The sequence below is a fragment of the Shewanella algicola genome (assembly GCF_014648035.1).
Taxonomy (GTDB): Bacteria; Pseudomonadota; Gammaproteobacteria; order Enterobacterales; family Shewanellaceae; genus Shewanella; species Shewanella algicola.
Genome location: NZ_BMQI01000003.1, coordinates 35,108 through 61,390, shown reverse-complemented (window position 1 = coordinate 61,390; position 26,283 = coordinate 35,108). Strand labels below are relative to the sequence as shown.

Genomic DNA, 26,283 nt, shown 5'->3' with positions numbered 1-26,283 from the left:
ATAAAGTGATTATTTAAGACAACACCAAGAGATAAATTATGAACATCCAAGTGACTACAATCCATCATCATCACCATATGCGGTAGCCTTCGGATGCTTACTGCCGAAGGACGTTATCCTTCTGGTGGTGAACACTATTTCACATAAACCCCTGGAAGGAATTTCAGGGGTTTTTTGTTTTCTACAGAATTACTTTTATTTAAGCTTTTAAATTTACAACATTTTATATTTAACATATTAAGGAAGTACCACATGAGCCAGTCAAAGCGTTTACGCATCGCCATTCAGAAATCAGGTCGTTTATCAAAAGAATCTCAGCAACTACTTAAACGTTGTGGTGTAAAATTCAACGTCAACGAACAGCGCCTTATCGCTCACGCAGACAACATGCCAATCGATTTATTACGCGTTCGTGATGATGACATTCCAGGCTTAGTCATGGACGGCGTTGTTGACCTCGGCATCATTGGTGAAAACGTACTAGAAGAAGAACAAATTGAGCGTCAATTAGCGGGCAAACCAGCACAATGCACTAAACTACGTGAATTAGACTTTGGTTCATGTCGTTTATCACTTGCCGTACCAAATGAGTTTGCTTACAAAGATGCTACGTCACTTGAAGGCCTTCGCATTGCCACTTCTTACCCAAATCTGCTACGTCGTTTTATGCAAGAAAAAGGCATTAACTACAGCGACTGTATGTTAAAAGGCTCTGTAGAAGTTGCCCCACGAGCTGGTTTGTCTGATGGCATTTGTGATTTAGTCTCTACCGGTGCCACACTTGAAGCTAACGGCTTATATGAAACGGAAGTAATTTATCGCTCAATGGCCTGCATCATCCAATCAAATGAAACTCAATCGACTGAAAAGCAAGCACTTATCAACAAAATATTATCGCGTATTAATGGTGTTATTCGTGCCCGCGAAAGTAAGTACATCTTATTACACGCACCACTTGAAACCTTAGATCAAATTGTTGCCCTACTGCCAGGCGCTGAAAACCCAACAGTATTGCCATTAAATGATGACACTAACCGTGTGGCTATTCACGTGGTAAGCACAGAAGATTTATTCTGGGACACCATGGAAGAATTAACCGCATTGGGTGCAAGTTCTATTCTTGTGATGCCAATTGAAAAAATGATGGGGTAACACACATGCAAATTCTCAATTGGGCGTCTTTATCTAAAGCTGAACAACAACAAACGTTAGCGCGTTCGCCATTAATTGGTGACGCCAGCGTTGAGCAAGGTGTGCGCGATATTATCGAACAAGTTAGCAGCCAGGGTGATGCGGCGTTAATCAACTTTAACAAGCGTTTTGATGGTGTTGAACTGACCGAGCTCGCTTTAACGGCTGAGCAAATTAATGCAGCATGTAAGCGTGTCAGTGACGATGTAAAAAACGCTGTAGCGCAAGCTGTTGCCAACATTGAAACATTCCATAACGCACAAGTGTTTAATGGTGTCGATATTGAAACCCAAGCGGGAGTTCGCTGTGAGCTTCGAAGTGAGCCAATTGAACGTGTAGGCTTATATATTCCTGGTGGTACAGCACCACTGATTTCGACCGTGATGATGCTAGCGTTACCCGCAAAAATCGCCGGTTGCGAAAAACGTGTATTAGTAAGCCCACCGCCGATAAATGATGCCATTGTGTATGCCGCCAATGTGTGTGGGATTACCGATATATTCCAGGTCGGTGGCGCCCAAGCCATTGCAGCGTTGGCATTTGGTACCGAATCAGTGCCAAACGTCGATAAAATTTTTGGCCCTGGTAATCGATATGTCACTGAAGCTAAACGTCTTGTATCGCAAGATAGTCGTGTCAGCGTGTCGATTGATATGCCAGCAGGCCCGTCTGAAGTATTGGTGATTGCCGACAAAGACGCCAATGCAGGTTTTGTGGCCTCTGATTTACTATCACAAGCTGAGCATGGGACTGATTCACAAGTGATGTTAGTGACGGACTCCGTTGACTTAGCAAAAGCAGTTAACCAAGCGTTAACTGAACAACTTATGCAGTTGAGCCGTAAAGACATTGCTGCAACTGCACTAGAATGTAGCCGCAGTATTGTTGTCAGCGACATGAGTCAAGCGGCTAAAGTGTCTAACTTATATGGCCCAGAACACTTGATTATTCAAACTAATTCGCCACGTGATGTGCTTAAGCAAGTACGCGGTGCCGGCTCTGTATTTTTAGGTGCTTATACCCCAGAGTCAGTTGGTGATTACGCCAGTGGCACTAACCATGTATTACCCACCTATGGTTACAGCCGCTCGGTTTCAAGTTTATCACTCGCTGATTTTAGTCGCCGTTTTACCGTGCAAGAGCTCAGCAAACAAGGGTTACAAACTTTAGGCCAAAATGTCATGGTACTGGCCGAAAATGAGCTGTTAGATGCGCATAAAAATGCCATCGCAATTCGTTTAGCCAGTTTAAGTTAAGATCGCAACAACACAAGATCAGTTAACACCTATAACGTGTAGAAAGTAGAGAGCAAAACCATGAGCCAAAACACCGCAGCGACTTTTGACCCAAAGCAATTAGCCAGACCAGAATTGCTACAGTTAACCCCGTACCAAAGTGCCAGACGTATTGGCGGACGTGGTGATATTTGGATCAATGCTAACGAGTCACCGTTTAACAACAGTGATTTAGATAAAGTAAATCGTTACCCAGAGTGCCAACCTCCTGAGCTGATTAATGCATATAGCAACTATTCAGGCGTAAAGGCCAGTAACATTATTGCAAGTCGCGGCGCGGATGAGGCTATTGAACTGTTAATCCGCACCTTTTGTGTGCCAGGTGTCGACAGCATCGCTTGTTTTGGTCCTACTTATGGCATGTACGCCATTAGCGCTGCCACGTTTAATGTTGCGGTGACCACTTTAAGTTTAACCGATGATTATCAGCTACCACAGGCATGGCCAACTCAAATTTGTGCCGCTAAAATCGTGTTTATTTGTAACCCAAATAACCCAACAGGTACGGTTATCTCTAAAGACGACATTGAGCAAGCCATTCAAGCTGCGCCTAATGCTATCGTGGTGGTTGATGAAGCCTATATTGAATTCTGTCCACAATACAGCGTGGCAGATTTACTGGGCACCTACCCTAACCTAGTCGTACTGCGCACCTTATCAAAAGCATTTGCATTGGCCGGCGCCCGTTGTGGCTTTATGCTCGCCAATGATGCCATTATCGATTTAGTCATGTTAGTGATTGCACCTTATCCAGTGCCACTACCCGTGTCTGAATTAGCCACTAAAGCCTTAAGTGCGCAAGGCCTTAATACCATGCAAACCCAGGTGGCGAGTTTAATCGAACAAGGCCAGCGGTTAAGTGCAGCATTAAGTTCATTTGGCGCTAACGTTTTGCCGGCAAATGGTAATTATGTATTAGCCAAATTTGACGACGTTACTAGCGTAGCTGAGCGCCTACGAGACTCAGGTATTGTTGCCCGCGCATACAAAGATCCACGTTTAGCTGATGCTATTCGCTTTAGCTTTACCAACGAGCCACAAACCAATGCCATTGTTGCGTTGTTTGACGGCTCTGCGGCATAACCCAATTGAAACTTGTAAAAGTTAACTATAAAAATTACACCCTATTCTTAAGGTAGTCACATGAAACAGAACATATTATTCATCGACCGCGATGGCACATTAGTCGAAGAGCCTGCAATCGACAAGCAACTAGACAGCTTAGAAAAATTGGTTTTTGAGCCGCAGGTTATCCCTGCATTACTCAAGTTACAAAAAGCCGGTTTTCGCTTAGTGATGGTGAGTAATCAAGACGGTTTAGGCACGCCATCGTTTCCAAAAGAAGACTTTGATGCCCCGCACAATATGATGATGCAAATCTTTGCCAGTCAGGGGGTTAATTTTGACGATGTGGTGATTTGCCCACACTTTAATGACGAAAACTGCAGCTGTCGCAAACCCAAACTTGGCTTGGTTAAAGACTACTTAACTCAAGGTAAAATCGACTTTACCACCTCTGCCGTGATTGGCGATCGTGACACTGATGTAGAGCTTGCCAATGCCATGGGCATTAAAAGCTTTAAATACGACCGTCAAAGCCTTAACTGGGATGACATTGCCAATGCTCTATTAAGCAAAGGCCGTATCGCGAATGTTGTACGTACGACTAAAGAAACCAACATTAACGTCACTATCGACTTAGACAGTCAAACCAAAGGTTCAATTGAAACCGGCATCGGCTTTTTTGACCACATGCTTGACCAAATTCAAACTCACGGCAATTTCAAAATGGACGTCCACGTTGACGGCGATTTAGAAATTGACGATCACCACAGTGTTGAAGACACAGCCCTGGCCATTGGTGATGCTATTCGCCAGGCGCTCGGTGACAAACGGGGTATTGCTCGCTTTGGTTTTAGCTTACCGATGGATGAAGCCAGCGGCGAATGCTTAATGGACATTTCAGGTCGCCCATTCATTAAATTCACCGCTGACTTTGACCGTGAAATGGTCGGCGAAATGGCCACTGAAATGGTGCCGCATTTCTTCCGTTCATTTGCTGACGGTCTTCGTTGCACATTGCACATTGGCTCAACAGGCGATAACGATCACCACAAAGTGGAAGCACTATTTAAAGTATTAGGCCGCACACTTCGCCAAGCTGTGAAGGTCGAAGGCGATATACTGCCATCAAGCAAAGGCGTACTGTAAGGAGTTAACGTGACACAAGAATCTGTTTCTTCAAGCAATGACCTCACAGTGATTATCGACACTGGCTGTGCCAATTTAAGCTCTGTGCGCTTTGCTTTTGAACGCCTTAACGCCAATGTCATTGTCAGTGCTGACTTTGATGTTATTCGCAGTGCTGCTCGAGTGGTATTGCCCGGCGTTGGCACCGCTGGCGCTGCGATGGATGCGTTAAAGCAAAAAAACTTAATCGGGTTAATTAAAAGTTTAACTCAGCCCGTCATGGGCGTGTGCCTTGGCATGCAAATGCTTGCCAGTTTATCGAATGAGCACGGCGGACGTAGCGAGCAAGATATTACCTGTTTAGGCCTAGTACCGACTGATATTGGCGATCTTGACAGCAAAGGCTTGCCATTACCGCACATGGGTTGGAACCAAATAGATGTAGGTGAGCACCCGTTATTTACCGGGATTGAAAATGGCAGTTATGTGTACTTTGTGCACAGCTACCGCGCGCCCATCAGTGAATACACCTTAGCCAGCAGCACTTATGGCGAATCATTTAGTGCAGCCATTGGTAAAGATAACTTTTTCGGGGTGCAATTTCACCCTGAAAAAAGCGCCAAAGTCGGTGCGCAAATTTTGCAAAACTTTTTAAATATGGGGACATCACAGTGATTATTCCTGCCATAGATTTAATTGACGGCCAAGTTGTGCGCCTATACCAGGGCGACTACGATAAACAAACCACATTTGACTTAAGCCCGCTGGCACAACTGCAATCGTATCAAGCACAAGGTGCTAAGTTACTCCATATAGTTGACCTCACTGGCGCAAAAGATCCCAACAAGCGCCAAACCCAGCTTATCAGCGAATTAGCCGCTGGGCTCGATGTTGATATTCAAGTTGGCGGTGGTATTCGCAGTGAAGAACAAGTCGCAGAGCTGCTTAATATTGGCGTTAAACGTGTGGTGATTGGCTCCCTTGCAGTCAAAGAACCTGAACTGGTTAAAAGCTGGTTTGTAAAATACGGCAGCGATGCTATTTGTTTAGCCCTTGATGTCAATATCAATGACGCTGGCGAAAAAATTGTGGCGGTTTCAGGCTGGCAATCAGGTGGTGGTAAGTCACTCGAATCGTTAGTCGCCGAGTTTGAAACAGTTGGCCTTAAACATGCTTTAGTCACTGACATCAGCCGTGATGGCACCCTAACAGGCGCTAATACAGAGCTTTATACTGAACTGGCATCAACTTACCCTCACATTTTGTGGCAAGCATCAGGCGGTATCGCCACCCTAGATAACGTTGCCGCAGTGCGTGACAGTAAAGCGTCGGGCATTATTATTGGTAAAGCCCTGCTAATTAATCAATTTACCGTTGAGGAGGCAATACAATGCTGGCCAAACGCATAGTTCCGTGTCTTGACGTTCGTGAAGGTAAAGTGGTTAAAGGCGTGCAATTTCGTAACCACGAAATTGTCGGTGACATCGTTCCCCTCGCCGCCCGTTACGCTGACGAAGGCGCTGATGAATTAGTGTTTTATGACATTACCGCCAGTGCCCACGACCGGGTTATCGATAAGTCCTGGGTGAGCCGCGTCGCTGAACAAATTGATATCCCTTTTTGTGTTGCCGGTGGCATTAAAACCATTGAGCAAGCGCGTGAGAAACTGGCATTTGGTGCCGATAAAATCTCGATTAACTCGCCAGCATTAACCGATCCAAGTTTGATATCGCGCTTGCAAGATGAGTTTGGTCGCCAGTGTATTGTCATTGGGATTGACTCATACTACGACGCCGAAACTGATAGCTACAAAGTGAAACAGTTTACCGGCGATGAAGCCGCCACCAAAGACACGCAATGGTATACTCAAGACTGGGTGGAAGAAGTGCAAAAACGCGGTTGTGGTGAAATTGTGCTTAACGTCATGAATCAAGATGGCGTGCGTGGTGGTTACGACATTAAACAACTCAGCATGGTACGCGCTATTTGTGACGTGCCATTAATTGCTTCCGGTGGTGCGGGCACCATGGAACACTTTAAAGACGTGTTTGAACTTGCCAAAGTCGACGCCGCATTAGCTGCAAGCGTATTCCACAAAGGCATTATTGATATTGGCGAATTAAAGCAATACTTACGCGCCAATCACATCGCCATTCGTTTATAACGTTGCCGAAAAAAAGAGAACATCAATGACTGATATCGTATTTGACAGTACAACTGTAGATTGGGACAAACAACAAGGGCTTATTCCTGCGGTTGTTCAACATCACCTAACAGGCAAAGTGCTCATGCTTGGCTACATGGACCAGGCCGCGCTAGAAAAAACCCTTGCCACTAAGCAAGTCACTTTTTTTAGCCGCTCGAAGCAGCGTTTATGGACCAAAGGTGAAACCTCAGGTAATACACTCGACCTTATCGCTATCGACAAAGATTGCGACAACGACAGCTTTTTAGTGCAAGTCATTCCGAACGGCCCAACCTGCCACAAAGGCACAGAAAGCTGCTGGAAAGACGGCAACGCGCACCCTTTTATTGATAATCTGACCAATTTGATTATTTCACGTAAAGGCCAAAGTGCTGACTCAAGCTATACCGCATCATTATTTGAACGTGGTACTAAGCGTATTGCCCAAAAAGTCGGTGAGGAAGGTCTTGAAACCGCTCTTGCTGCAGCCACTCACGACAAAGAAGAGCTGGTCAATGAAGCCTCTGATCTGATGTATCACTTAATCGTGCTACTTGAGGACCAAGGACTATCAATGGCTGATATCAATAAAAATTTATTGGATCGCCACACTAAAGCCAACAAATAACATCCATTTAGCCATGCTTTAGTGCTGCTAAATAAACAACAAAAAAGACGCCGCGGCGTCTTTTTTATTATTTCAAAATGGTGGGCAGTTACTTTTTATGGCTTTGAGTAATCGTTAGATTGCCATCGACATGTAAATCACGTTGTGGGTAGGCTATGACCACTTGATGCTCATTAAACAGTTCATACATTCTAAAACGAATTTCGCTGCGCCGACGGCGAATATCGGTTTCAGATACCGCACTCACCCAAAATATTAAGTCAAAAATAAGTGCGTTATCACCAAAGTCTTCAAATAAAACCAATGGCTTCGGTTGCTGTAAAAAATCATCGCGCTCACCAATCACTTGATAAATCAAATCGCGGACTTTAATCACATCAGAAACGTAAGCCACCCCGACACGAATAAAAGTACGGGCATTTTTATCAATTAAGGTCCAGTTGGTTACGGTATTTTCAAGTAATTGGCTGTTGGGCACTAACATGTGCACCCCATCATTACGACGAATTAAGGTTGAGCGGGTATTAATACACTCAACCACACCTCACGCTTCGCCGACTTCTAAAAGTCGCCAATACGGATTGGCCGCTCCCACATTAAAATCCAACCACTGATAAAGTTATTAATGATGTTTTGCGCACCAACACCGATGGCAATCGCACCCGACACAAACGCAAACGCGGTCAATGGAATATTTAAAATCTCCATGCTGGTAAACACCAGCACCGCAATACTGATAATAAAGTACATGCGGGTAAATAAATGAATCGCATCTGCGCCAACATGACGCCGCTTTAACGCCTTGACAATGAGCCGACCGGCCCGAGTAATAATAAACCAGGCTAAAAAGAGGTATAACGGCACTTGCAACAATTGCAACAAGGTAATTGGGCTGTTGTCATAAGTGAATACCACAAACGACAAGGCAGATAACAATTCGTTAAAATCCATATATACCTCTTTTTATTTTTGTGAGTATTAGTAAAACCTCTTTTCACCAGGTGGGCGGGTTTTGAGTAGTTTTAAAAACCACATGTATTGTTCTGGGTAGGCTTTAATCACCTGCTCAACCGCTTTGTTTAATGCCAAAGCTTCGTTTTCTTTACCTGCCATCTCTTGTGGACTAATGGCGGGCATTATCGTCATAACAAATTGCTTAGCTTGTTCATTATAGCCAATGTTAACTGGCATGACTTGAGCGTTGCCTGCTTGAGCAAGACGCCCTACTACAGGTAATGTCGCTTTTACTGTACCTAAAAATGGCGTAAATACGCTTTTATCTGGCCCTAAATCTTCATCGGGCAAATAAAAGAAGCTGTTATCTTTTTTTAGTTCAGCTAATAACGCGCGGATCCCAGCTTCACGCATATACACTCGACCATTTTGACTGGTGCGCATGCGATTACTAAACCAGTTAAATAAGTCATTCCGGTGTGCTTTTGCCATGGTCACGATGGGAATTTCCATGTTCACACGCAGCCCCGCATACTCCATTGGCCACACATGAGGCATAATAAAAATAATTGGCTGGCCGGCATCTCTGGCCGCTTTAACATGCTCATAACCATTCATTTGGATACGACGCTTTAAATGAGCCGTTGATCTAAACAGTAATTCAGCTTGTGAAAGCAGCACCAACACAAACATCTTCACATTTTGCTTAACTAATGTTTCAACCTCTGTTTTCGACATTTCAGGAAAACAATGACTGATGTTAATTCTGGCTATTTTTATGGGCTTTTTGGCTATTTTCATCACAATAACCGCTAAAAACCTGGCAATAGGATCGCGCACACTGGCGGGTAAAATACCAAATATAACCAATACCGCTATGGCTAACCATGTCAGCCAAAAACGCGGATGTAATAACGCCATTTTAAAGCGGGTATCAAAATGTTTTGCTTCTCGAGACAAAAGGAACACTCCAAATAAACGTGCACGGACAATACACACTTAAGATTGATATCTAGGATTATACCAAGGGTTTGGTAAACTCAAAAACAAAAGAGCCACTCAATTAAGAGTGGCCCTTTGTAATACAGATCTAAAATCTGAATTGGCGTATTAACCAGTGATCTATTTTTTACCCGAGTTTGCAGCTTCAACGCGTGATTTTAACTTCTGTCCAGGACGGAAGGTAACAACACGGCGAGCAGAAATGGGAATATCTTCACCAGTTTTCGGGTTCCTTCCCGGTCTTTGATTCTTGTCCCTAAGGTCAAAGTTGCCAAAGCCAGATAGCTTGACCTGCTCACCATTTTCGAGTGCTTCACGAATCTCTTCAAAAAAAGACTCAACCATCTCTTTGGCTACACGTTTGTTAATGCCTAACGTTTCAAAAAGATGTTCTGCCATTTCGGCTTTGGTAAGTGCCATACTTTAATCCCTCAACGATGCGTTGAACTCGGTCTTAAGAGCAGATATTACTGAATCCATAGTTTCGGTAATGTCTTTTTCTTCAAGTGTACGAGTAGTGTCTTGTAATGTAAGTGCGATAGCGAGGCTCTTTTTGCCAGGCTCAACACCTTTACCTTGGTATACATCGAACAAGTTTAAGCCAACCAACTGATTTTCGCCAACTTTTCTTATCAAATTCATAACATCAGTGGCAGAAACTGCTTCATCTACTACTAGCGCGATGTCACGACGGTTAGCAGGAAACTTAGATACAGCTTGGGCTAGCGGCAAACGGGCCTGCAATAATGCATCCAGTTCTAACTCAAAAACAATTGTTTTGCCATTGAGTCCAAAAGGCTTTTCCAAGCTAGGATGGATAGCGCCGATGTAACCAATGACTCGATTATTTCTTAATATTTCAGCACATTGTCCTGGATGCAGCGCAGGATGAGTTGCCCCTTTAAAACTAAATTCTGAAGCGGCAACTGTCAAGCCTAGAATCGCTTCTAAATCACCTTTTAAATCAAAGAAGTCGACTGTTTTCGACTCCATTGACCAATGTTCTTCGTTTTGCACACCTGAAATTACCGCGCCCAGCATGGCTTGCTGGCGTACGCCAGAATCTGCTTGTGCATCAGGAACAAAGCGTAAACCTGTCTCAAATAATCTTACACGACCTTGTTGACGGCTTTGGTTGTAGCCAACAGCAGTTAATAGCCCTGTAAACATAGACAAACGCATTGCCGACATTTCGATTGAAATTGGGTTTGGTAACACCATAGCTTCTTGACCAGGATGCACTAAATTTTGCATTTTAGGGTCAACAAAGCTGTAGGTCACTGCTTCTTGGAAACCACGTGCAACAAAAATGCTACGAACACGCTTAAGTGAAATGTCCGCTTCTTTGTGATCTGGCATAGTAAGTGCTGCTTGTGGCGCTGTATTCGGGATGTTGTTGTAACCGTAAATACGTGCCACTTCTTCGATTAAATCTTCTTCAATCGCCATATCAAAACGGTACGTGGCGGTCGTGACCTGCCATGCATCATTTGCCGTTTCAACGTTAAAGCCTAAGCGCTGTAAAATCTCAACAACATCAGTATCAGGAATATGGTGACCTAATGTTTTGTCTAACTTGTTACGACGTAAGGTAATGGTGGCTGCTTTTGGTAAATGTTCAGTTGAAACAGCTTCAACCACTTGGCCTGCTTCACCACCACAAATATCCAATACAAGACGTGTAGCACGATCCATCACCTTATGTTGTAGCTCAGGGTCTACGCCACGCTCAAAACGGTGTGATGCGTCTGTGTGTAAGCCTAAACGACGTGATTTACCCATAATGGCAAGGGGAGCAAAAAATGCGCACTCTAACAAGATGTCTTGGGTATTTTCATTCACGCCTGTGCTTTCGCCGCCAAACACACCTGCAAGTGCAACGGCTTGTTTGTCGTCTGCAATCACTAAAGTGTCGTTTGGCACGGTAATTTCGTTACCATCAAGCAAGGTTAACTTTTCAACACCGTCGGCTAAACGGACGTTAATCCCACCGTTTAAGGTGTTTAAGTCAAACGCGTGCATAGGTTGACCGAATTCAATCAACACGTAGTTGGTAATATCGACAATCGGGTCGATTGAACGAATACCACTGCGACGTAACTTCTCTTGCATCCATAACGGCGTAGCGGCTTTAACATTGATGTTTTTAACCACTCGGCCTAAATAACGTGGGCATAAATCTGGCGCAATCACATTAATGCTAAATGGCGCATCAATTGTTGCATCTGCAGCTTGCCATGTTGGCTCTGTCACTGCTTGACGGTTCAATACGCCTACTTCGCGGGCAAGACCGGCCATACCTAGGCAATCAGCCCGGTTAGCCGTTAAGTCAACGTCGATAATGACGTCATCTAATTGCAAAAACTCACGCACATTAACGCCTAATGGTGCATCTTGTGGCAGCTCAATAATGCCATCGCTTTCGATGTCGATACCGAGTTCACCGTATGAGCACAACATCCCCATTGAGGGTTGACCACGTAATTTGGCTTTTTTGATTTTAAAATCGCCTGGCAATACTGCGCCCACCATAGCAACAGCGACTTTTAAGCCTAAACGGCAGTTTGGTGCACCACAGACGATGTCGATAAGCTCATCGCCACCCACATTGATTTTAGTTACACGTAGTTTGTCAGCATCAGGGTGCTGGCCACATTCAACCACTTCGCCAATAATCACGCCGCTGAAATCAGCCGCTACTGGGTCTACGCCGTCGACTTCAAGGCCGGCCATGGTGATTTGGTGTGATAATGCGTCACGACTTACTGATGGGTTTACCCACTCACGAAGCCAAGATTCACTGAATTTCATCTAATTATTGCTCCGTTATTTGAATTGCTTAAGAAAACGTAAATCGTTTTCGAAGAAGGCACGTAAATCATTCACGCCGTAGCGCAACATGGTTAAACGCTCTACGCCCATACCAAAAGCAAAACCAGAGTATTTTTCAGGGTCAATGCCCACACTGCGCAGTACATTTGGGTGCACCATACCGCAGCCTAAAACCTCTAACCATTTACCGTTTTTACCCATTACGTCAACTTCAGCAGAAGGCTCAGTGAATGGGAAGTAAGATGGACGGAAACGCACTTCTAGGTCTTCTTCAAAGAAGTTGCGTAAAAAGTCATGCAGAATCCCTTTTAGCTCTGCAAAATTAACATTCTCAGCCACCATCAACCCTTCCACTTGGTGGAACATTGGCGTATGAGTTTGGTCGTAATCATTACGGTAAACACGGCCCGGAGAAATGATACGCAGCGGTGGTTTTTCGTGTTCCATGGTGCGAATTTGCACGCCCGATGTTTGAGTACGTAACATCACTTTTGGATTAAAGTAAAAGGTATCGTGATCGGCACGAGCTGGATGGTGCTCAGAAATATTTAAGGCGTCGAAGTTATGAAAATCATCTTCGATTTCAGGACCTTCCTTAACAACAAAGCCTAATTCACCAAAAAAGGTTTCAATACGTTCGATTGTACGCGTAACCGGATGTAAGCCACCGATTTCTAAGGTACGCCCAGGCAAAGTCACATCGATTTTTTCAGCAATTAATTTTGCTTCTAATTCCGACGCTTTCAATCCATCGATACGCTCAGTCAGCTTTTGCTGTACGGCTTGTTTAGCTTGGTTGACGGCTTGACCAAAGGCAGGCTTTTCTTCTGCGCTTAATGATCCCATCATTTTCATCATGTCAGTGATTTTACCTTTTTTACCAAGGTAATCGACACGGATATCATCCAATGTCTTTAGATCACTGGCCTTGTCAATGACCTCTAAGGCTTGTTCTACGATCTCGGTTAACTGCTGCATGTTATCATCCACTGCATTTGTGCATATCAATGCGATTGGGCGCCTAGTCTGCTATTGGTGAGTCGATAATCAAAATCAATCACAACATTAATAGCGGCGACGCGGTAGTTTAACGCTTCTATGGCTTTAATTAGCCACAAAGTGCTAAAACTAGGGTTAAAATAAAAGAGTGAAATTTTACGTGAGAGACCGCGATTTTACTAGTCATTATTGGACTTTTTAGTGGCAAATAGCTGTATTTAACTGCAATTTAGCTTTCTAGACTCGTCGTGATAGCTCATCGTCAGTAATCTTAATTATCCGCACCGCCTTTTTGCTGACAAACTAAAATTAACAGAATAATTGAAGAGAGAATTAACGACAGAGTTAAGCATTAAAAATATCAAGTCGAATATGAAAACGATAATACCCAGAAACGCTAAAACCCTAAACAATCCTAATTCGCAACCTCTCTTTATGTCGCGCAAACTTAAGGCAAGCTATTGATAATAAACACAAAAATAATTATTAATATCGATTTTTAAATCAGGCGTTATCAGGCAAGACTGATTAACGCTTTAGCCGATAACGATGCACTGTCAAAAACAGGTCAATAAAATAAAAATACCGCTTTTTATTAGCGGTATTGTTCAGGTCTGTTATTTGAAGTTCAGCTAAACTCAATGCTCTTGCGACACATCAACAACATAATGACCTTGAAGCCAATTGCGCCCAATCAGCAATTTGTAACCCATTTTTGTGCGGTCTTTTAAGTTAACATCCACTAAATATTCTTTCCTGGGTTCGCCGACACTGAGCCTTACCATGTAACGAACTTCAGTGCCCTGGGCATTACGAATAAACGAAGTGCCACGAATTTTAGTCCGCACATCGACCGTTTCGCCTTTGTCATTTTCGGTGGTAAAGGTGATCATTTTACCGACGTTATTGGCCTTATCGTTAAGATCTTCATCATCAATGCGCATGTCGACCGCATGCAATGAGTTTTCTACCGCGCCGGTATCAATGCGAGTATTGAATAACAAACCGGTTTGTTTGATGCTAAGTTCTGCCACTGGGCCAATGATCTTTTTTCGAGATACATCGACCAGATAGCCTTTCTTTAAAAAGTTACGCCCAATGAGAAGTTTGTAGTTCATGTGGCTGCGGTCGCGTAAATTAACATACACATTATGCAGACTGTCTGGAAAGCCAACGTCGAGCTTTACCATATAGCGGGTTTCTCTTCCTTGTGAGTTTCTGACGGTTGAAGTACTAACAATTTCCGCTTGCATCCGTTTCTTGTCACCTTGCTCGTTGACAGTGGTAAAGGCGATAGTTTTGCCAATGTTTTGTTTCATATTGACAGATTCGCCGCCAATCACTTCAAGGTCGACAGCATGCAGAGAGGTATTACCTGCGCCGGTATCAATACGGGCCTTAAACATTAAGCCTGAATTGGCCACGGTCATGGTTTCAATTTGACTCACTACAATGGCTTGACTATTGGCAAAAACAGATAATGATAAAACACATAAAACAGCAGAAATAACGACTTTTTTAAACATGTTCAATTCCAAAAACAACCACGCTTAAAACAACCAAGTTTACTGTGCAGTTAAGCTAATAAATGAGCGATTTCTTGATCGAATAAATTTTTAATTAACCCTGAAAACTCAGTAATAAAAATACTTTGTTCAGGCGTTGCCTGTTGGTTGGCCACTGACGCTAAAATCTCCTCTAAATCGTACACAATCGCGTCGATTTCACGGATCACCATATTACGCTGCGCAAATGACAATTGTGGGTTTTGACCACACACCATAATAATTTGTGCAGATAATTGCTCTTCAAATAATTCCATTACGGTCTCCGTCGCGGCCGCATTCTGTTCAGGCGCTTCAAACAAGCCTAAATGTTCAGTTAAATACTGAATTAAATGCATGTATCCGTCTTTATCGGTAACCATTTTTTCACCTTTTTTTACGATTATTTAATGGGCAATGGCTTAGGTTTAAAGTGCGAAAAGCCATTGCGCCATGGTGTTCAATTATTGGGCTAAGGTTAGCACAAACGATACTGGCACCGCTAAGCTAATGCTTGGCAAACCAGCGATTTCTCTTAACTTTTCAACACCTGTCACTAAATTAAACTCGTCAGCTTGAACTAATAAGGGGGCAAAGCTGCTGACAACTAATTTGTCATCAGATAATTTAGCCACAAGCACTTCAACGCTTTTTTGCTGTTTTTTACCATGCAACTCAACAGTGGCATCAATTTTTGTTGTTAAGGTGTCACCGACTTTCATTCCCATCAATAACTGAGGATTAATCACGGCATTGACTTTCAATTGCGGAAATTGTGCTATTTCAAACAACACCGTTTGCATGCGGTCGTCACGAATTTTAATGCCTGTATCAACCGAATTTAAATCTATCGATAACGCAAAAGCTCCCGCTTCGGTCAATGAGCCCGCAACTTGCTTAAAATGGTGCACTTCAGCAATGTCGTTTTTCTTTACCGAGATAAAGCTAACGCGCGAGTGATCTTGGTTAACCTGCCAATCGCCTGCCATGGCTTGAAAACTTAACAACCCAGCTACGAACAAAGGTAATGCGATTTTCATTGTTGACTCCTTTTAATTAAAATTAACACGTTATGAAACAATACAACTTGAGTATAGATAAGTCTTTTATCAATTAGGTAAAAACCGTTATTTTACTTTCGCAAGCCATTTATCTAATGCCTGCGCAAAAGCGTGCTTGTCAGCCTGAGAAAAACTATTAGGGCCACCGGTGTGAACCCCACTGCTGCGCATTTCTTCCATAAAATCGCGCATGGTCAAGGTTTGTTTGATGTTTTCTGTGGTGTACACAGTCCCTCTTGGGTTTAACACCAACGCGCCTTTTTCAACGGCCTCTGCCGCCAATGGAATATCGGCAGTAATAACCAAATCACCCGAGTCCACTTGCTCAACGATATAATTGTCGGCTTCATCAAAGCCCGAGCTCACTCTAATCATCGAAATCAACGGAGAAATCGGCACTTTAATCAATTGATTAGCCACCAATACTAATTGAATCGACTTGCGCTCTGAGGCACGAAATAACATGTCTTTTACTGCATTTGGACAGGCATCGGCATCGACCCAAATTTTATTGCTTATCACGCGATATTGCTCCCATTTATTAACACAGATTAAGGTGCTAAACGATCTATTTGCCAATCGCTATCCGTTTTACTGTACATAAATCTGTCATGCAGGCGATGTTCACCACCTTGCCAAAACTCAATACTGCTTGGCCGGACTAAATAACCGCCCCAAAATTTAGGTAAAGGCACTTCGCCTTGAGCATATTTAGCCTTCATTTCAGCAAACTTGCCTTCTAACGCTTGGCGCGCTGAAATTTTACTCGACTGTTTTGATACCCATGCAGCGATTTGGCTATCTTTAGGTCGGCTCATAAAGTATTTAGCCACATCTAACATCGATAGAGGTTCAGCCTCACCGATGACGGCAACTTGACGCTCTAATGGATGCCAGGGAAACAACAAACTGATTTTGTTATTTACACCAATTTGTTTGGCTTTGCGGCTTTCAAGGTTGGTAAAAAACACAAAACCGTTATCGTCAAAACGCTTGAGCAACACAATGCGCTGAAAAGGCTGCCCTTGTTCGTCAACCGTTGCGACACACATAGCCGTTGGATCGGTTAATTGCGCATCTTTAGCTTGCTGCATCCATTTTTCAAATAAATCCATTGGATTAGCAGGTAAATCACCACGTCTTAAGCCACCTTGGGTGTACTCTCGGCGAATATCACTTAAATCACTCATTGCGCTTCCTTGTTTATGCTTACTCACACTATTTTACGCTGAGCATACACAAAAAAGCCAACGCCTAAACGTTGGCTTTAGCATTTAAAAGGTTATATCAACGACTTTTTAATTAAGGCTTTACGTGCGACTCAAAGGTGTAACATTTTAAGGTATCAAATTGTACCTGAACAGTTACATAAATTCTGGGCTCAGTACTTCTGAGTCAAGCTGTTGAAAATGGCCAAAGTGGACATGATAATCTGGCTCAATCGGGTATGAACAATGGGCTAGGCATATATTTTTAGGCTTAGCTGATGCAATCACTGGTGTATTAAATCCGATAGTGTCCCAACTAATTGGCTGTAATAAAGCTAATAATTGCGAAGCAATGGGATTGTCGGGTGAGTTAACATCGACATTGGTTTCAACACTGACATATGAGCTCTGCTCTTGCGGGGTAATGTGAATGGTAAAATAGTGCTCATCTTTTATGCCGTTAACTGAAAACCCTAACGGAGTAAATAAGTGGGCATCGTAGTCAAACCCCTCAAACAATTTGCTTAAGCCTAATAATGCGCAAATTTGCTCTACTGTTTGTTCTGTTGAGGTTAAATACTCGGCGACTGGCCCGCTAATGTGATACATCAATAGTTCGCTGGTGTTATCTTGCACGGTTAATAAGCAAGGTGTGTCACTGGTAAAAATAAAATGATGATGACTGTCTAAGTGGCCAATTCGACACGCTGTACCGGGTATATATTGACGTAAGCGGGCAATGTCATCGGCAAACGTTGAGGCTTGCAAATGCGCTAAATATTCATTTTTACGTTGATAACTCACAAACGCCACGTGGTCGACACCGATATGTTCGAGCATGGCCAATAAGCTGTCTATCAAGGTCGACAAACCGCACGTTAGCATGACGATGCGGTTATCCCAGACAAACAAACTCGACTCGCTTAATAAATACGCATCGCAATGTTGATTATGAATAACCGAGATAATATCCGCTTTGGCGAGGCTGACTATTTGAGTCCAAAAATCAGAATCAAGTGCACGCAATGAACCATGAGTCGATGCGGTTATAAGCTCAATTTTTTTTTCGGAACCTTCAAAAAACATCAGTGTGGTTAACCCTCAAACAACGATATATTGCTCATATCATAAAGTAAGCCTTAGCAATAAATAAAGGCTTAGTTATTATACATAACTAAGCCTCTCATCTGTCGTTGTTTATTTTACGCTTACCTTTAGAAATCTTCTAAGTAAGTATAACCGTCAAGACCGACTTGTAACTCTTCTAAAATACTGGCGCGTTCATCTTCAACAATATGTTGAGTCACTAGTTCTTCAAAAGTGCGCATAAACTCGTCAGCATCTAGATTTACATAACGTAACACGTCTGCAACAGTATCGCCTTGTAACACTGACTCAATATTTGCCGCGCCGGCTTCATCTAAACGAACTACGGCCGAGTTAGTGTCACCGAATAAGTTATGCATATCGCCTAAGATTTCCTGGTACGCACCGACCATGAAGAAGCCTATTAGATATGGGCTTTCTGCGCTCCATGCAGGCACAGGTAATGTGGTTTCAATACCTTGACCATCTACGTATTGATCAACAATACCGTCTGAGTCACAGGTAATATCAAGCATGACAGCACGGCGCTCTGGTGCTTTATCTAAACCCGATAACGGCAACACAGGGAACACCTGGTCAATCCCCCAAGCATCAGGTAATGACTGGAACAATGAAAAGTTAACAAAAAACTTATCAGCCAGTTTTTCGTTCAATTCATCAATAATTGGGCGATGATAGCGGTTATTATTGCTCAGTAAGCCTTTCACTTCGTGACACACACGTAAGTGAGCTTGTTCAGCCCAAGCACGGTGCGCTAAACTAAATTGACCTACTGCAAATAAAGAATGCGCTTCAGCGATATCGCTTTGGGTATCGTGATAAATTTCAATAATGGCACGTTGGTCGTGTCCGCCACTGATTTCCTCCCAAGACTGCCACATGTTATGCAACAGTTGCGGCGCATCGTCCGCTGGTGCTTCAATCACTTCAGGCATGTACGCTTCAGTGCCAATAACATCGGTAATCAATACCGCGTGATGCGCAGTCAAATGACGGCCAGATTCCGAAATAATACGTGGCATTGGCTGCTCGTATTCATTGCATAAATCGGTTAACACATTAACGATGTTGTTAGCATACTCATTTAAACCGTAGTTCATTGAGTTATTGCTTTGGCTACGAGTGCCATCATAATCGACCGCTAAACCACCACCAACGTCAAAGCATTCGATCTTAGCACCGAGTTGGCGTAGCTCACAATAAAAGCGCCCAGCCTCACCCACACCCTGACGAATATCGCGAATATTGGCAATTTGCGAGCCTAAATGGAAGTGCAATAACTGTAATGACTCAAGCATGTTAGCTTGTTGTAATAACTCGACCACTTTTAGTACTTGAGCAGCAGACAAACCAAATTTAGACTTTTCGCCACCACTTGCTTGCCATTTACCTTTACCTTGGAAAGCTAAACGCACACGTAAACCTAAGCGAGGTGTCACGCCGAGCTTCTCAGCTTCTGCCAATACCATTTTAAGCTCAGACATCTTTTCAAGCACGATGTAAACTTTATGGCCTAACTTCTCGCCGATTAAGGCTAAGCGCACGTATTCTTTGTCTTTATAACCATTGCACACGATCACAGAACTGGCTTTTTGAGCCATGGCCAATACCGCCATTAACTCTGGCTTACTGCCGGCTTCAAGGCCTAGTTGCGGTACTTCTTTAGATTTTTGGCTCGCCAAGATCTCTTCAACAACGGTTTGTTGTTGGTTAACTTTAATGGGATAAACTAACAAATAATCATTTTGATATTCGTATTTAGTAATCGCATCATTAAAGGCTTCACATAAACTTTCCACTCTGTGGTGTAAAATCTGTGGGAAACGAACAAGTACCGGTAACGAAACGCCCGCTTTAACCATATCTCTAGCCAATTCATTTAAACCGACTTTATGATCTGGGTTTTGTGGATCAGGTGACACTGTGACTTCGCCATCTTCACGAATACCGTAAAAGCCTTGGCTCCAGTGAGTCACGTTATAACCCGCGCGAGCATCTTCGATAGACCAATCAGACATAATTATTTTCCGTATTTGTATCAAAGTTAAGCAGCACTTTTTATGAGACTGCTTGTTAACATCCAGATAACGACTTAGCGCTATCGCTGATATAAGTTGCCATGTTTTGTGCTATTGGCACGTATTCATTGGCGTTGTATTCTGACGCATTAAGCTCTCTGAAGGGTTAAGTTTAATGCTCACAACCATCAGATTTTATAGAAGCAACACCCTTTTTTAGCCCGATGATGCTTTAACTAAAGGCATAACACATCTTAGTCACACATCTGCATGGCTTGCAAATATTGCCGGTCCAACATCACTCAATTTTTGTCACGAGTGCTTTACTGCTTAAAGCAAAAATAAGATCACTTTATCAAGGTTAAACCGACTTGCTAAAATCGGCGCAATTAAAACCTGCAATGCAGTGTAATGCAAGTAAATTACCCATTAATTACAGCAAAAAACCTGATTTTTTACCCTCAGCCAAGTTCAATAACGCACTGAGCGAATAAATCGATTTCAACTCACGGTAAATGACACAACTTAGTGTTGATTTACGTGTATAATTAACCGATTGAAAACACCTTTTCATTTTTTATTAAGTAGAGTCATTCATGATACAAATCGGTAAACGTTATTCATTAGAAGTGGTTAAGCAAGTGAACTTTGGGGTTTACTTAAACGCTCAAGAGCTAGGACAGGTCTTGCTTCCTAATAAATTTGTCCCTACCGGTTGTAATGTCGGTGATATGGTCGATGTGTTTCTTTACCTCGACTCTGAAGACATTGTGATTGCAACTACCCAAAAAGCTCTGGCGCAAGTGGACGAGTTTGCTTACTTAAAAGTAGTGGCCACCGGCCCATACGGTGCATTTTTAGACTGGGGCTTAGACAAAGATTTGCTACTGCCTTTTGGTGAACAACACAAACCGGCAGAAGAAGGCCGTTCTTATTTAGTTTATGTTCATGCAAACCATGCTGATGAGCGCATTATGGCGTCATCTAAAGTGGATAAGTTTGTCGACAAAACTGAAGCTCATTATACCCCCGGCGAACAAGTTAACTTAATCATTGGTGGAACCACCGATTTAGGTTACAAAGCCATTATTAACAACGCACATTGGGGTGTGATTTACACTAATGAAGTTTTCCAAAAGCTTCGCTTTGGCCAAAAGCTAACCGGATTTATTAAAACCATGCGCAGTGATGGCAAAATTGATTTAGTTTTACAAAAAAGCGGCAAAGAAGATTTAGACAAAAACGCTCGCCTCATTATCAACAAGCTGCGAAGCGCTGACGGTTTTTTACCTTTGCATGATAAAACCGATGCCGATATCATTTATGACCAATTGGGCATGAGCAAAAAAGCCTTTAAAAAATCAATCGGCGGTTTATTTAAAGCAGGTGACATCAGCATCGACAGCGATGGTATTCGTCTAACCATGTAAATCAATGTTATCGCACAAACATTATGAGTGGGTATTTACTCGCTCATAATGTTATTTATGCTTCGGCCAACGCAAAAATAACAACAAGAATTACATCGATTTTTTATAAGGACAGTGTATGGAATTGACGTCATTAGAAGCCCGCGTTATCGGTTGCTTACTCGAAAAAGAACTCACCACCCCCGACCAATATCCTCTGTCACTTAATTCGTTAACCCTCGCCTGCAATCAAAAAAGTAGCCGCGAACCTGTCATGTCATTAAGTGAATCAGAAGTACAAACCATCATTGATGACTTAACTAAAAAACGCTTAATCAGTGAGCAAACAGGGTTTGGCAGTCGCGTAGTTAAATACAAACACCGTTTTTGTAATACCGAATTTAGTGAGTTACAACTCAGCAACGCTGAAGTCGCATTAATATGTGTACTGCTTTTACGTGGCCCACAAACACCTGGCGAACTCAAAACGCGAACACCGCGCTTACATGAATTTAGCGACGTGAGCCAAGTCGAAGCAGCATTACTGGGCTTAAGCCAACGTGAAACACCGCTTGTGGTTCAGTTAGCTCGTGAACCGAATAAACGTGATTGCCGTTTTTTAGAATGCTTTAGCGGTAATATTGACGATCATCAAGTTAATAGTAGTGACAGTATTCAAGTCTCTGCTCAAACTCAACACAGTTTGGCTCAAGAAACCCGCATCGCAGAATTAACAGAAAGAGTTAACGCACTAGAGCAAAAAATGGCTCAACTAGAAACATTACTCGACTAACCCGTTAAGCAATAGTGTAAACAAAGGCGAAGGCCCAACGGGCGTCATCTCTGCTATCAAGATTAATGCGTTTCATCCAAGGATTATTACTATGCACCACGTTTCGCCCCCGTCGGGGCTGACTCATATTTGGCTATTGGCCAAATATGAACTCAGCAAGCGCTTTACCAATAAAAGTGGCATGGTCGCCCTTATCGCTTTTATGCTTATTTGGGCGATTTTATTACTTTACCCAATCAAAAGTGCCTCTGAATTTATCATGGGGCCTAATTTTAGAGGCTTTACCGAAGCGCTATTTGGACCAGACAGTTTGCGGCATTTATTTGAATGGCCTGTCGCTGAATTTGCCGTGTTCTGGCTCGCTGCCTTATATTTATTTCCTATGTTTAGCATCTTTATCGCCGCTGATCAGTTCAGTTCAGACAAGCAACGCGGGAGTTTACGCTTTTTAACCTTGCGAGTGAGCCGAAGCAGTCTTTTCTTTGGGCGTTTTGCCGGACACATGCTAATCCAATTGTCGTTAATTATACTGACTCTGCTGGCCACTATCGCCATGGTGCTCACTCGCGATATGAGCTTATTAGTACCGTCACTCACCACTAGCCTGCTAGTAATGGTTAATCTTTTTATTGTGGTATTACCCTACACAGCTGCAATGGCACTCTTGTCATTACATGCAAACTCAGCAAGACAAGCGAGTATTTTTGCGATTATTCTTTGGGCATTAGTCTCAATTATAATCGGATTAATTAATTTCAAATTCCCGCAACTGAGTGGGTTAAACATGATTTTACCGGGTTCTCAAATTTCAAGTATGATAAATACTCAGGGTTTTGGATCACTGGCTTACACGCCAATTCCATTACTACAAACTGTCGTCATTTTAGGTTTGGGTAATTTATTGATGAAACGGAGTGCCCTATGAGCCTAATTCAATGCAATAACTTATCAAAACACTATCCCAATAAATTAGCACTCGACAATGTGAATCTAAGCTTAGATGCTGGAGCGCCTATTGCGTTAGTAGGCCCAAATGGTGCGGGTAAAACGACACTGTTTAGCTTACTTTGTGGTTACATTCAACCAACCCAAGGTAGCGTGACTATCCTTGGCCATGCTCCAGGCAGTAAAGCGCTTCAAGGGGTGTTATCTGCCCTACCGCAAGATGCAGAACTTGACCCTCATTTTACCATAGCATCACAGCTACAATTTTTTGCCACTCTCCAAGGCTTCAGTCAAGCCGATGCCAAGCAAGAAGCATTACGTGTATTAGCGCTAGTCGATTTAGCTGAGTCAGCACAAGCAAAACCTAAAAGCCTCAGCCATGGCATGAGTAAAAGAGTGTCGATTGCCCAAGCGTTAATTGGTTCACCGACCATTGTATTACTCGATGAGCCTACCGCAGGGCTCGATCCTGCCAATGCTAAAAAGATACGCCAAATCGTTAAAGATCTATCAAGTGACACGACCTTTTTAATCAGCTCGCATAATTTAGATGAACTTGAAAAACTGTGTGATCAGGTGGTGTACCTTGAACAAGGTAAGTTACAACAATCGGTTTCGATTAAAGCCAGTCAAGCAACTGACTTTATTACATTGACGATACAAGTGTGTGATATGGACAGCTTACATCAACAATTACTCGGATTAGCTCAGGTCATTGAAGTTAAACGCAGTGGTGATGAGCAATACGTCATAGAGTATCAAAAACAAAGTGCTTTTGAACTTGAGCAACAAATCCTCAGCTTGTTAGCTGAAAAACAATGGCAATACAAAGCCATACTCAAAGGCAGAACACTGGAAGAGACCCTCTTCTCATAAGTCATTACAGTATGTCAGTACCAGAAGCCCGTTAACACGGGCTTTTTTATGGACCTTTTTCATGAGAAGTTTGCTTATTTTAGTCGTTGAATCAAATTTAAATCTGATCACATTCAGCTTCTAAGCCAGATCTGCTTAGTCGGTAAACATGATTATTCCTCAATCGATTAAGGGGCTGAATGACACATGAACCCACGACGAGTTTAATGTACTGATTTGGTTTTAAACGTGAACAACTAATTTGGCTACTATCCATTGTGCTAGTATGCGTGCGTTTTATACCATTCCACTAAAGTATGCCTTCATTGGGGGAGCTATCCCTTCCAGCTATTTTAATGAAACAACACATCTATATAGAATAAATCAGGCATCTAAAGCTGTGAGCCCTCTGATGAAAGGAAACGGTGATCACTGAGTTATATGCAATAGTATTATTAAATGGATATCTGAAATGATGCACTCAAGCGGAGCGTTGCAATGGATAACTTATACAATGTCGTCATGGTGCATTAACTGGAGCATTCAAAGAAAGCTCTGAACGGGCAGTGCTCGAATGTACATTCTAAATGTTGGGACTAAGCTGAGTACTAGAGAATATAAACAAAACTAAAGTAGAAGCTGTATATCTTATATAGAAGCAAGTGTTACTTATGGCGTTCGTACTAAGTCATTTTAAATTTACAAAAAAAAACTGCAGCATAAATGCTACAGTCTTATTATCAATATCTAGTCGAAACTAGATAGAAATATTAGCCAACTACTGAAACGTTTTCAGCTTGAGGACCTTTCTGACCTTGAGTCACAGTGAAAGATACTTTCTGACCTTCGTCAAGAGTTTTGAAACCGTCAGAGTTGATAGCACGGAAGTGAACGAATACGTCTGGACCAGACTCTTGCTCGATAAATCCGAAACCTTTGTCAGAGTTGAACCACTTAACAACACCAGTAACTTGAGACATGATATAAATCCTGTAAAATATATAATTAAAGCCTTAACGGCGGTAAAGCTGGAAAATGCCGGTATTACTTATGTTCACAGGACGAAACTGGTCGTATTGAAACACATAAATATAAGCCCAACCTTCAAGCTAAGTAGACTATAAACCATTCTCAGGATAAGTCAACAAACATCAAGTCATAACCTACATTTTTTTGATGAATCAACAATTCGGTTTATCTATGGGCATCAAATAGTTATTTGCATCATTTAATCAGCCAACGATTGTTCGCGTTGATGAATTTCAATTTTAAAATCGATCTCACATTCGAGCCCTTGCTCTATTATTTGCCGCTTTTGCATATCACTTAACTTCCAGGCGTATGGCGTCATATTAAGGAAGTGTTCAATATCATCAGCTTGGGTCAAGGTTAGCGGGTAAGTTAACGCCTCATGCGCAAGGTAGTTAAAGCCTTCTAAATACAATGATTCTTGCGGATGTAACCGCGGGCTACTGTATATTTTTTGTTTTAATGCAAAATGATGCATAGGCCCTGGCGATACAGTAATTAATATACTGCCGGCTTTCATCACGCGTTGCAGCTCTTCTACTTTTGACGGGGCATAAATACGAATGGCTAAATCGATGCTGTCATCTGCAAATGGCATTTCAAACACACTTGCTACACAAAAGTGTAAATCCGCATACCGTTTTGCAGCAGAACGAATAGCAGATTTAGAAATATCTAAGCCATAAAGCTCGCACGCCTTTGGTGCTGATTGTTGTAGAGTTTCAAACAAACGATGGCTGTAATACCCTTCACCACAACCAATATCCAATACCGTTTCAACAGTAGCTGCGTAGTCAGTCGCTAATTGATTAACCTTGTCACTTAGCGGTTGATAAAACCCTTTATTAAGAAACTCACGACGGGCAATCATCATCTCTTTATTGTCGCCAGGGTCTTTGGTTTTTTTCTTTTGTACCGGCAATAAATTAACATACCCTTCTTTGGCACAATCAAACTGATGACGTTTGGGACATGCCCAACTTTTATCGCTTAGTGTTAACGGCGCAGAACAAATGGGGCAAATATAAGGCATGGGGA

General features: G+C 42.6%; 25 protein-coding genes and 1 pseudogene. 12 read left to right on the top strand and 14 right to left on the bottom strand.

Translation table 11 applies throughout. The features are described from left to right. Nucleotides 1–252: 252 nt before the first annotated feature. From hisG to hisIE, 8 genes are read left to right on the top strand one after another with little or no spacing between them, the layout of a single operon-like run. On the top strand, nucleotides 253–1,152 hold the full coding sequence (gene hisG, locus IEY42_RS02310; protein WP_188923757.1) for an ATP phosphoribosyltransferase: 900 nt from the start codon (nucleotides 253–255) through the stop codon (nucleotides 1,150–1,152). Between the two features lie 5 nt (nucleotides 1,153–1,157). Continuing rightward, nucleotides 1,158–2,447 (top strand): histidinol dehydrogenase, encoded by a 1,290-nt coding sequence (hisD, locus tag IEY42_RS02305; protein WP_188923756.1) that lies wholly within the window; start codon nucleotides 1,158–1,160, stop codon nucleotides 2,445–2,447. 60 nt (nucleotides 2,448–2,507) lie between these two features. Further along, nucleotides 2,508–3,569 (top strand): histidinol-phosphate transaminase, encoded by a 1,062-nt coding sequence (hisC, locus tag IEY42_RS02300; RefSeq protein WP_188923755.1) that lies wholly within the window; start codon nucleotides 2,508–2,510, stop codon nucleotides 3,567–3,569. A gap of 60 nt (nucleotides 3,570–3,629) precedes the next feature. Next, nucleotides 3,630–4,697, top strand: a complete 1,068-nt coding sequence (gene hisB / locus IEY42_RS02295) for a bifunctional histidinol-phosphatase/imidazoleglycerol-phosphate dehydratase HisB (RefSeq protein WP_188923754.1) — start codon at nucleotides 3,630–3,632, stop codon at nucleotides 4,695–4,697. A gap of 9 nt (nucleotides 4,698–4,706) precedes the next feature. Beyond that, nucleotides 4,707–5,351: an imidazole glycerol phosphate synthase subunit HisH gene (gene hisH / locus IEY42_RS02290; protein ID WP_188923753.1), complete on the top strand. Its 645-nt coding sequence runs from the start codon at nucleotides 4,707–4,709 to the stop codon at nucleotides 5,349–5,351. Beyond that, nucleotides 5,348–6,085: a 1-(5-phosphoribosyl)-5-[(5-phosphoribosylamino)methylideneamino]imidazole-4-carboxamide isomerase gene (gene hisA, locus IEY42_RS02285; RefSeq protein ID WP_188923752.1), complete on the top strand. Its 738-nt coding sequence runs from the start codon at nucleotides 5,348–5,350 to the stop codon at nucleotides 6,083–6,085. Before hisH ends, hisA begins: the two co-directional genes overlap by 4 nt. After that, nucleotides 6,067–6,840: an imidazole glycerol phosphate synthase subunit HisF gene (gene hisF / locus IEY42_RS02280; protein WP_188923751.1), complete on the top strand. Its 774-nt coding sequence runs from the start codon at nucleotides 6,067–6,069 to the stop codon at nucleotides 6,838–6,840. Before hisA ends, hisF begins: the two co-directional genes overlap by 19 nt. Before the next feature lie 25 nt (nucleotides 6,841–6,865). After that, a complete protein-coding gene (gene hisIE, locus IEY42_RS02275; RefSeq protein WP_188923750.1) occupies nucleotides 6,866–7,489 on the top strand; it encodes a bifunctional phosphoribosyl-AMP cyclohydrolase/phosphoribosyl-ATP diphosphatase HisIE in 624 nt (207 codons plus the stop codon). A gap of 88 nt (nucleotides 7,490–7,577) precedes the next feature. On the opposite strand, the pseudogene IEY42_RS02270 reads toward hisIE, so the two are convergent. From IEY42_RS02270 to speA, 12 genes and pseudogenes are all read right to left on the bottom strand, one after another. Further along, nucleotides 7,578–8,440, bottom strand: a pseudogene (locus IEY42_RS02270) (mechanosensitive ion channel family protein). A gap of 27 nt (nucleotides 8,441–8,467) precedes the next feature. Beyond that, complete coding sequence (gene lpxM, locus IEY42_RS02265; RefSeq protein WP_188923749.1) at nucleotides 8,468–9,403, bottom strand: lauroyl-Kdo(2)-lipid IV(A) myristoyltransferase; 936 nt, start codon at nucleotides 9,401–9,403, stop codon at nucleotides 8,468–8,470. A 162-nt stretch (nucleotides 9,404–9,565) separates the two neighbouring features. Beyond that, complete coding sequence (gene ihfA, locus IEY42_RS02260; protein WP_160052251.1) at nucleotides 9,566–9,865, bottom strand: integration host factor subunit alpha; 300 nt, start codon at nucleotides 9,863–9,865, stop codon at nucleotides 9,566–9,568. A 3-nt stretch (nucleotides 9,866–9,868) separates the two neighbouring features. Beyond that, nucleotides 9,869–12,256 (bottom strand): phenylalanine--tRNA ligase subunit beta, encoded by a 2,388-nt coding sequence (pheT, locus tag IEY42_RS02255; protein ID WP_188923748.1) that lies wholly within the window; start codon nucleotides 12,254–12,256, stop codon nucleotides 9,869–9,871. A gap of 15 nt (nucleotides 12,257–12,271) precedes the next feature. Continuing rightward, nucleotides 12,272–13,255: a phenylalanine--tRNA ligase subunit alpha gene (gene pheS, locus IEY42_RS02250; protein WP_188923747.1), complete on the bottom strand. Its 984-nt coding sequence runs from the start codon at nucleotides 13,253–13,255 to the stop codon at nucleotides 12,272–12,274. 659 nt (nucleotides 13,256–13,914) lie between these two features. Next, nucleotides 13,915–14,802, bottom strand: coding sequence for a putative ATP-dependent zinc protease (locus tag IEY42_RS02245; RefSeq protein WP_188923746.1), 888 nt, complete (start codon nucleotides 14,800–14,802; stop codon nucleotides 13,915–13,917). Nucleotides 14,803–14,852: 50 nt separating this feature from the next. Next, nucleotides 14,853–15,203, bottom strand: coding sequence for a DUF3802 family protein (locus IEY42_RS02240; RefSeq protein ID WP_188919796.1), 351 nt, complete (start codon nucleotides 15,201–15,203; stop codon nucleotides 14,853–14,855). A gap of 81 nt (nucleotides 15,204–15,284) precedes the next feature. Next, complete coding sequence (locus tag IEY42_RS02235) at nucleotides 15,285–15,860, bottom strand: YceI family protein (RefSeq protein ID WP_188923745.1); 576 nt, start codon at nucleotides 15,858–15,860, stop codon at nucleotides 15,285–15,287. A gap of 87 nt (nucleotides 15,861–15,947) precedes the next feature. Further along, the gene (locus IEY42_RS02230) at nucleotides 15,948–16,403 is read right to left on the bottom strand and encodes a YaiI/YqxD family protein (RefSeq protein WP_188919801.1); all 456 of its coding nucleotides are present in this window, start codon (nucleotides 16,401–16,403) and stop codon (nucleotides 15,948–15,950) included. 29 nt (nucleotides 16,404–16,432) lie between these two features. Then, nucleotides 16,433–17,071: a pyridoxamine 5'-phosphate oxidase gene (pdxH, locus tag IEY42_RS02225; protein WP_188919803.1), complete on the bottom strand. Its 639-nt coding sequence runs from the start codon at nucleotides 17,069–17,071 to the stop codon at nucleotides 16,433–16,435. 174 nt (nucleotides 17,072–17,245) lie between these two features. Then, complete coding sequence (locus IEY42_RS02220; RefSeq protein ID WP_188923744.1) at nucleotides 17,246–18,175, bottom strand: adenosylmethionine decarboxylase; 930 nt, start codon at nucleotides 18,173–18,175, stop codon at nucleotides 17,246–17,248. 128 nt (nucleotides 18,176–18,303) lie between these two features. Beyond that, nucleotides 18,304–20,214, bottom strand: coding sequence for a biosynthetic arginine decarboxylase (gene speA, locus IEY42_RS02215; protein WP_188923743.1), 1,911 nt, complete (start codon nucleotides 20,212–20,214; stop codon nucleotides 18,304–18,306). A gap of 596 nt (nucleotides 20,215–20,810) precedes the next feature. On the opposite strand from speA, the gene IEY42_RS02210 reads away from it, so the two are divergent. The 4 genes from IEY42_RS02210 (at nucleotide 20,811) to IEY42_RS02195 (ending at nucleotide 24,237) form a co-directional block, all read left to right on the top strand. Beyond that, nucleotides 20,811–21,644 carry a CvfB family protein gene (locus IEY42_RS02210; RefSeq protein ID WP_188923742.1) on the top strand — a complete coding sequence of 278 codons (834 nt, stop codon included), beginning with the start codon at nucleotides 20,811–20,813 and terminating at the stop codon, nucleotides 21,642–21,644. Nucleotides 21,645–21,762: 118 nt separating this feature from the next. After that, nucleotides 21,763–22,416 carry a YceH family protein gene (locus tag IEY42_RS02205; RefSeq protein ID WP_188923741.1) on the top strand — a complete coding sequence of 218 codons (654 nt, stop codon included), beginning with the start codon at nucleotides 21,763–21,765 and terminating at the stop codon, nucleotides 22,414–22,416. 91 nt (nucleotides 22,417–22,507) lie between these two features. After that, nucleotides 22,508–23,341 carry an ABC transporter permease gene (locus tag IEY42_RS02200; protein WP_188923740.1) on the top strand — a complete coding sequence of 278 codons (834 nt, stop codon included), beginning with the start codon at nucleotides 22,508–22,510 and terminating at the stop codon, nucleotides 23,339–23,341. Beyond that, on the top strand, nucleotides 23,338–24,237 hold the full coding sequence (locus tag IEY42_RS02195; RefSeq protein WP_188923739.1) for an ABC transporter ATP-binding protein: 900 nt from the start codon (nucleotides 23,338–23,340) through the stop codon (nucleotides 24,235–24,237). Before IEY42_RS02200 ends, IEY42_RS02195 begins: the two co-directional genes overlap by 4 nt. 749 nt (nucleotides 24,238–24,986) lie before the next feature. Here IEY42_RS02195 and IEY42_RS02190 read toward each other — a convergent pair. Then, nucleotides 24,987–25,196 carry a cold-shock protein gene (locus IEY42_RS02190; RefSeq protein ID WP_011496716.1) on the bottom strand — a complete coding sequence of 70 codons (210 nt, stop codon included), beginning with the start codon at nucleotides 25,194–25,196 and terminating at the stop codon, nucleotides 24,987–24,989. Between the two features lie 248 nt (nucleotides 25,197–25,444). Beyond that, nucleotides 25,445–26,278: a 23S rRNA (guanine(745)-N(1))-methyltransferase gene (rlmA, locus tag IEY42_RS02185; protein ID WP_188923738.1), complete on the bottom strand. Its 834-nt coding sequence runs from the start codon at nucleotides 26,276–26,278 to the stop codon at nucleotides 25,445–25,447. Between the last annotated feature and the right edge of the window lie 5 nt (nucleotides 26,279–26,283).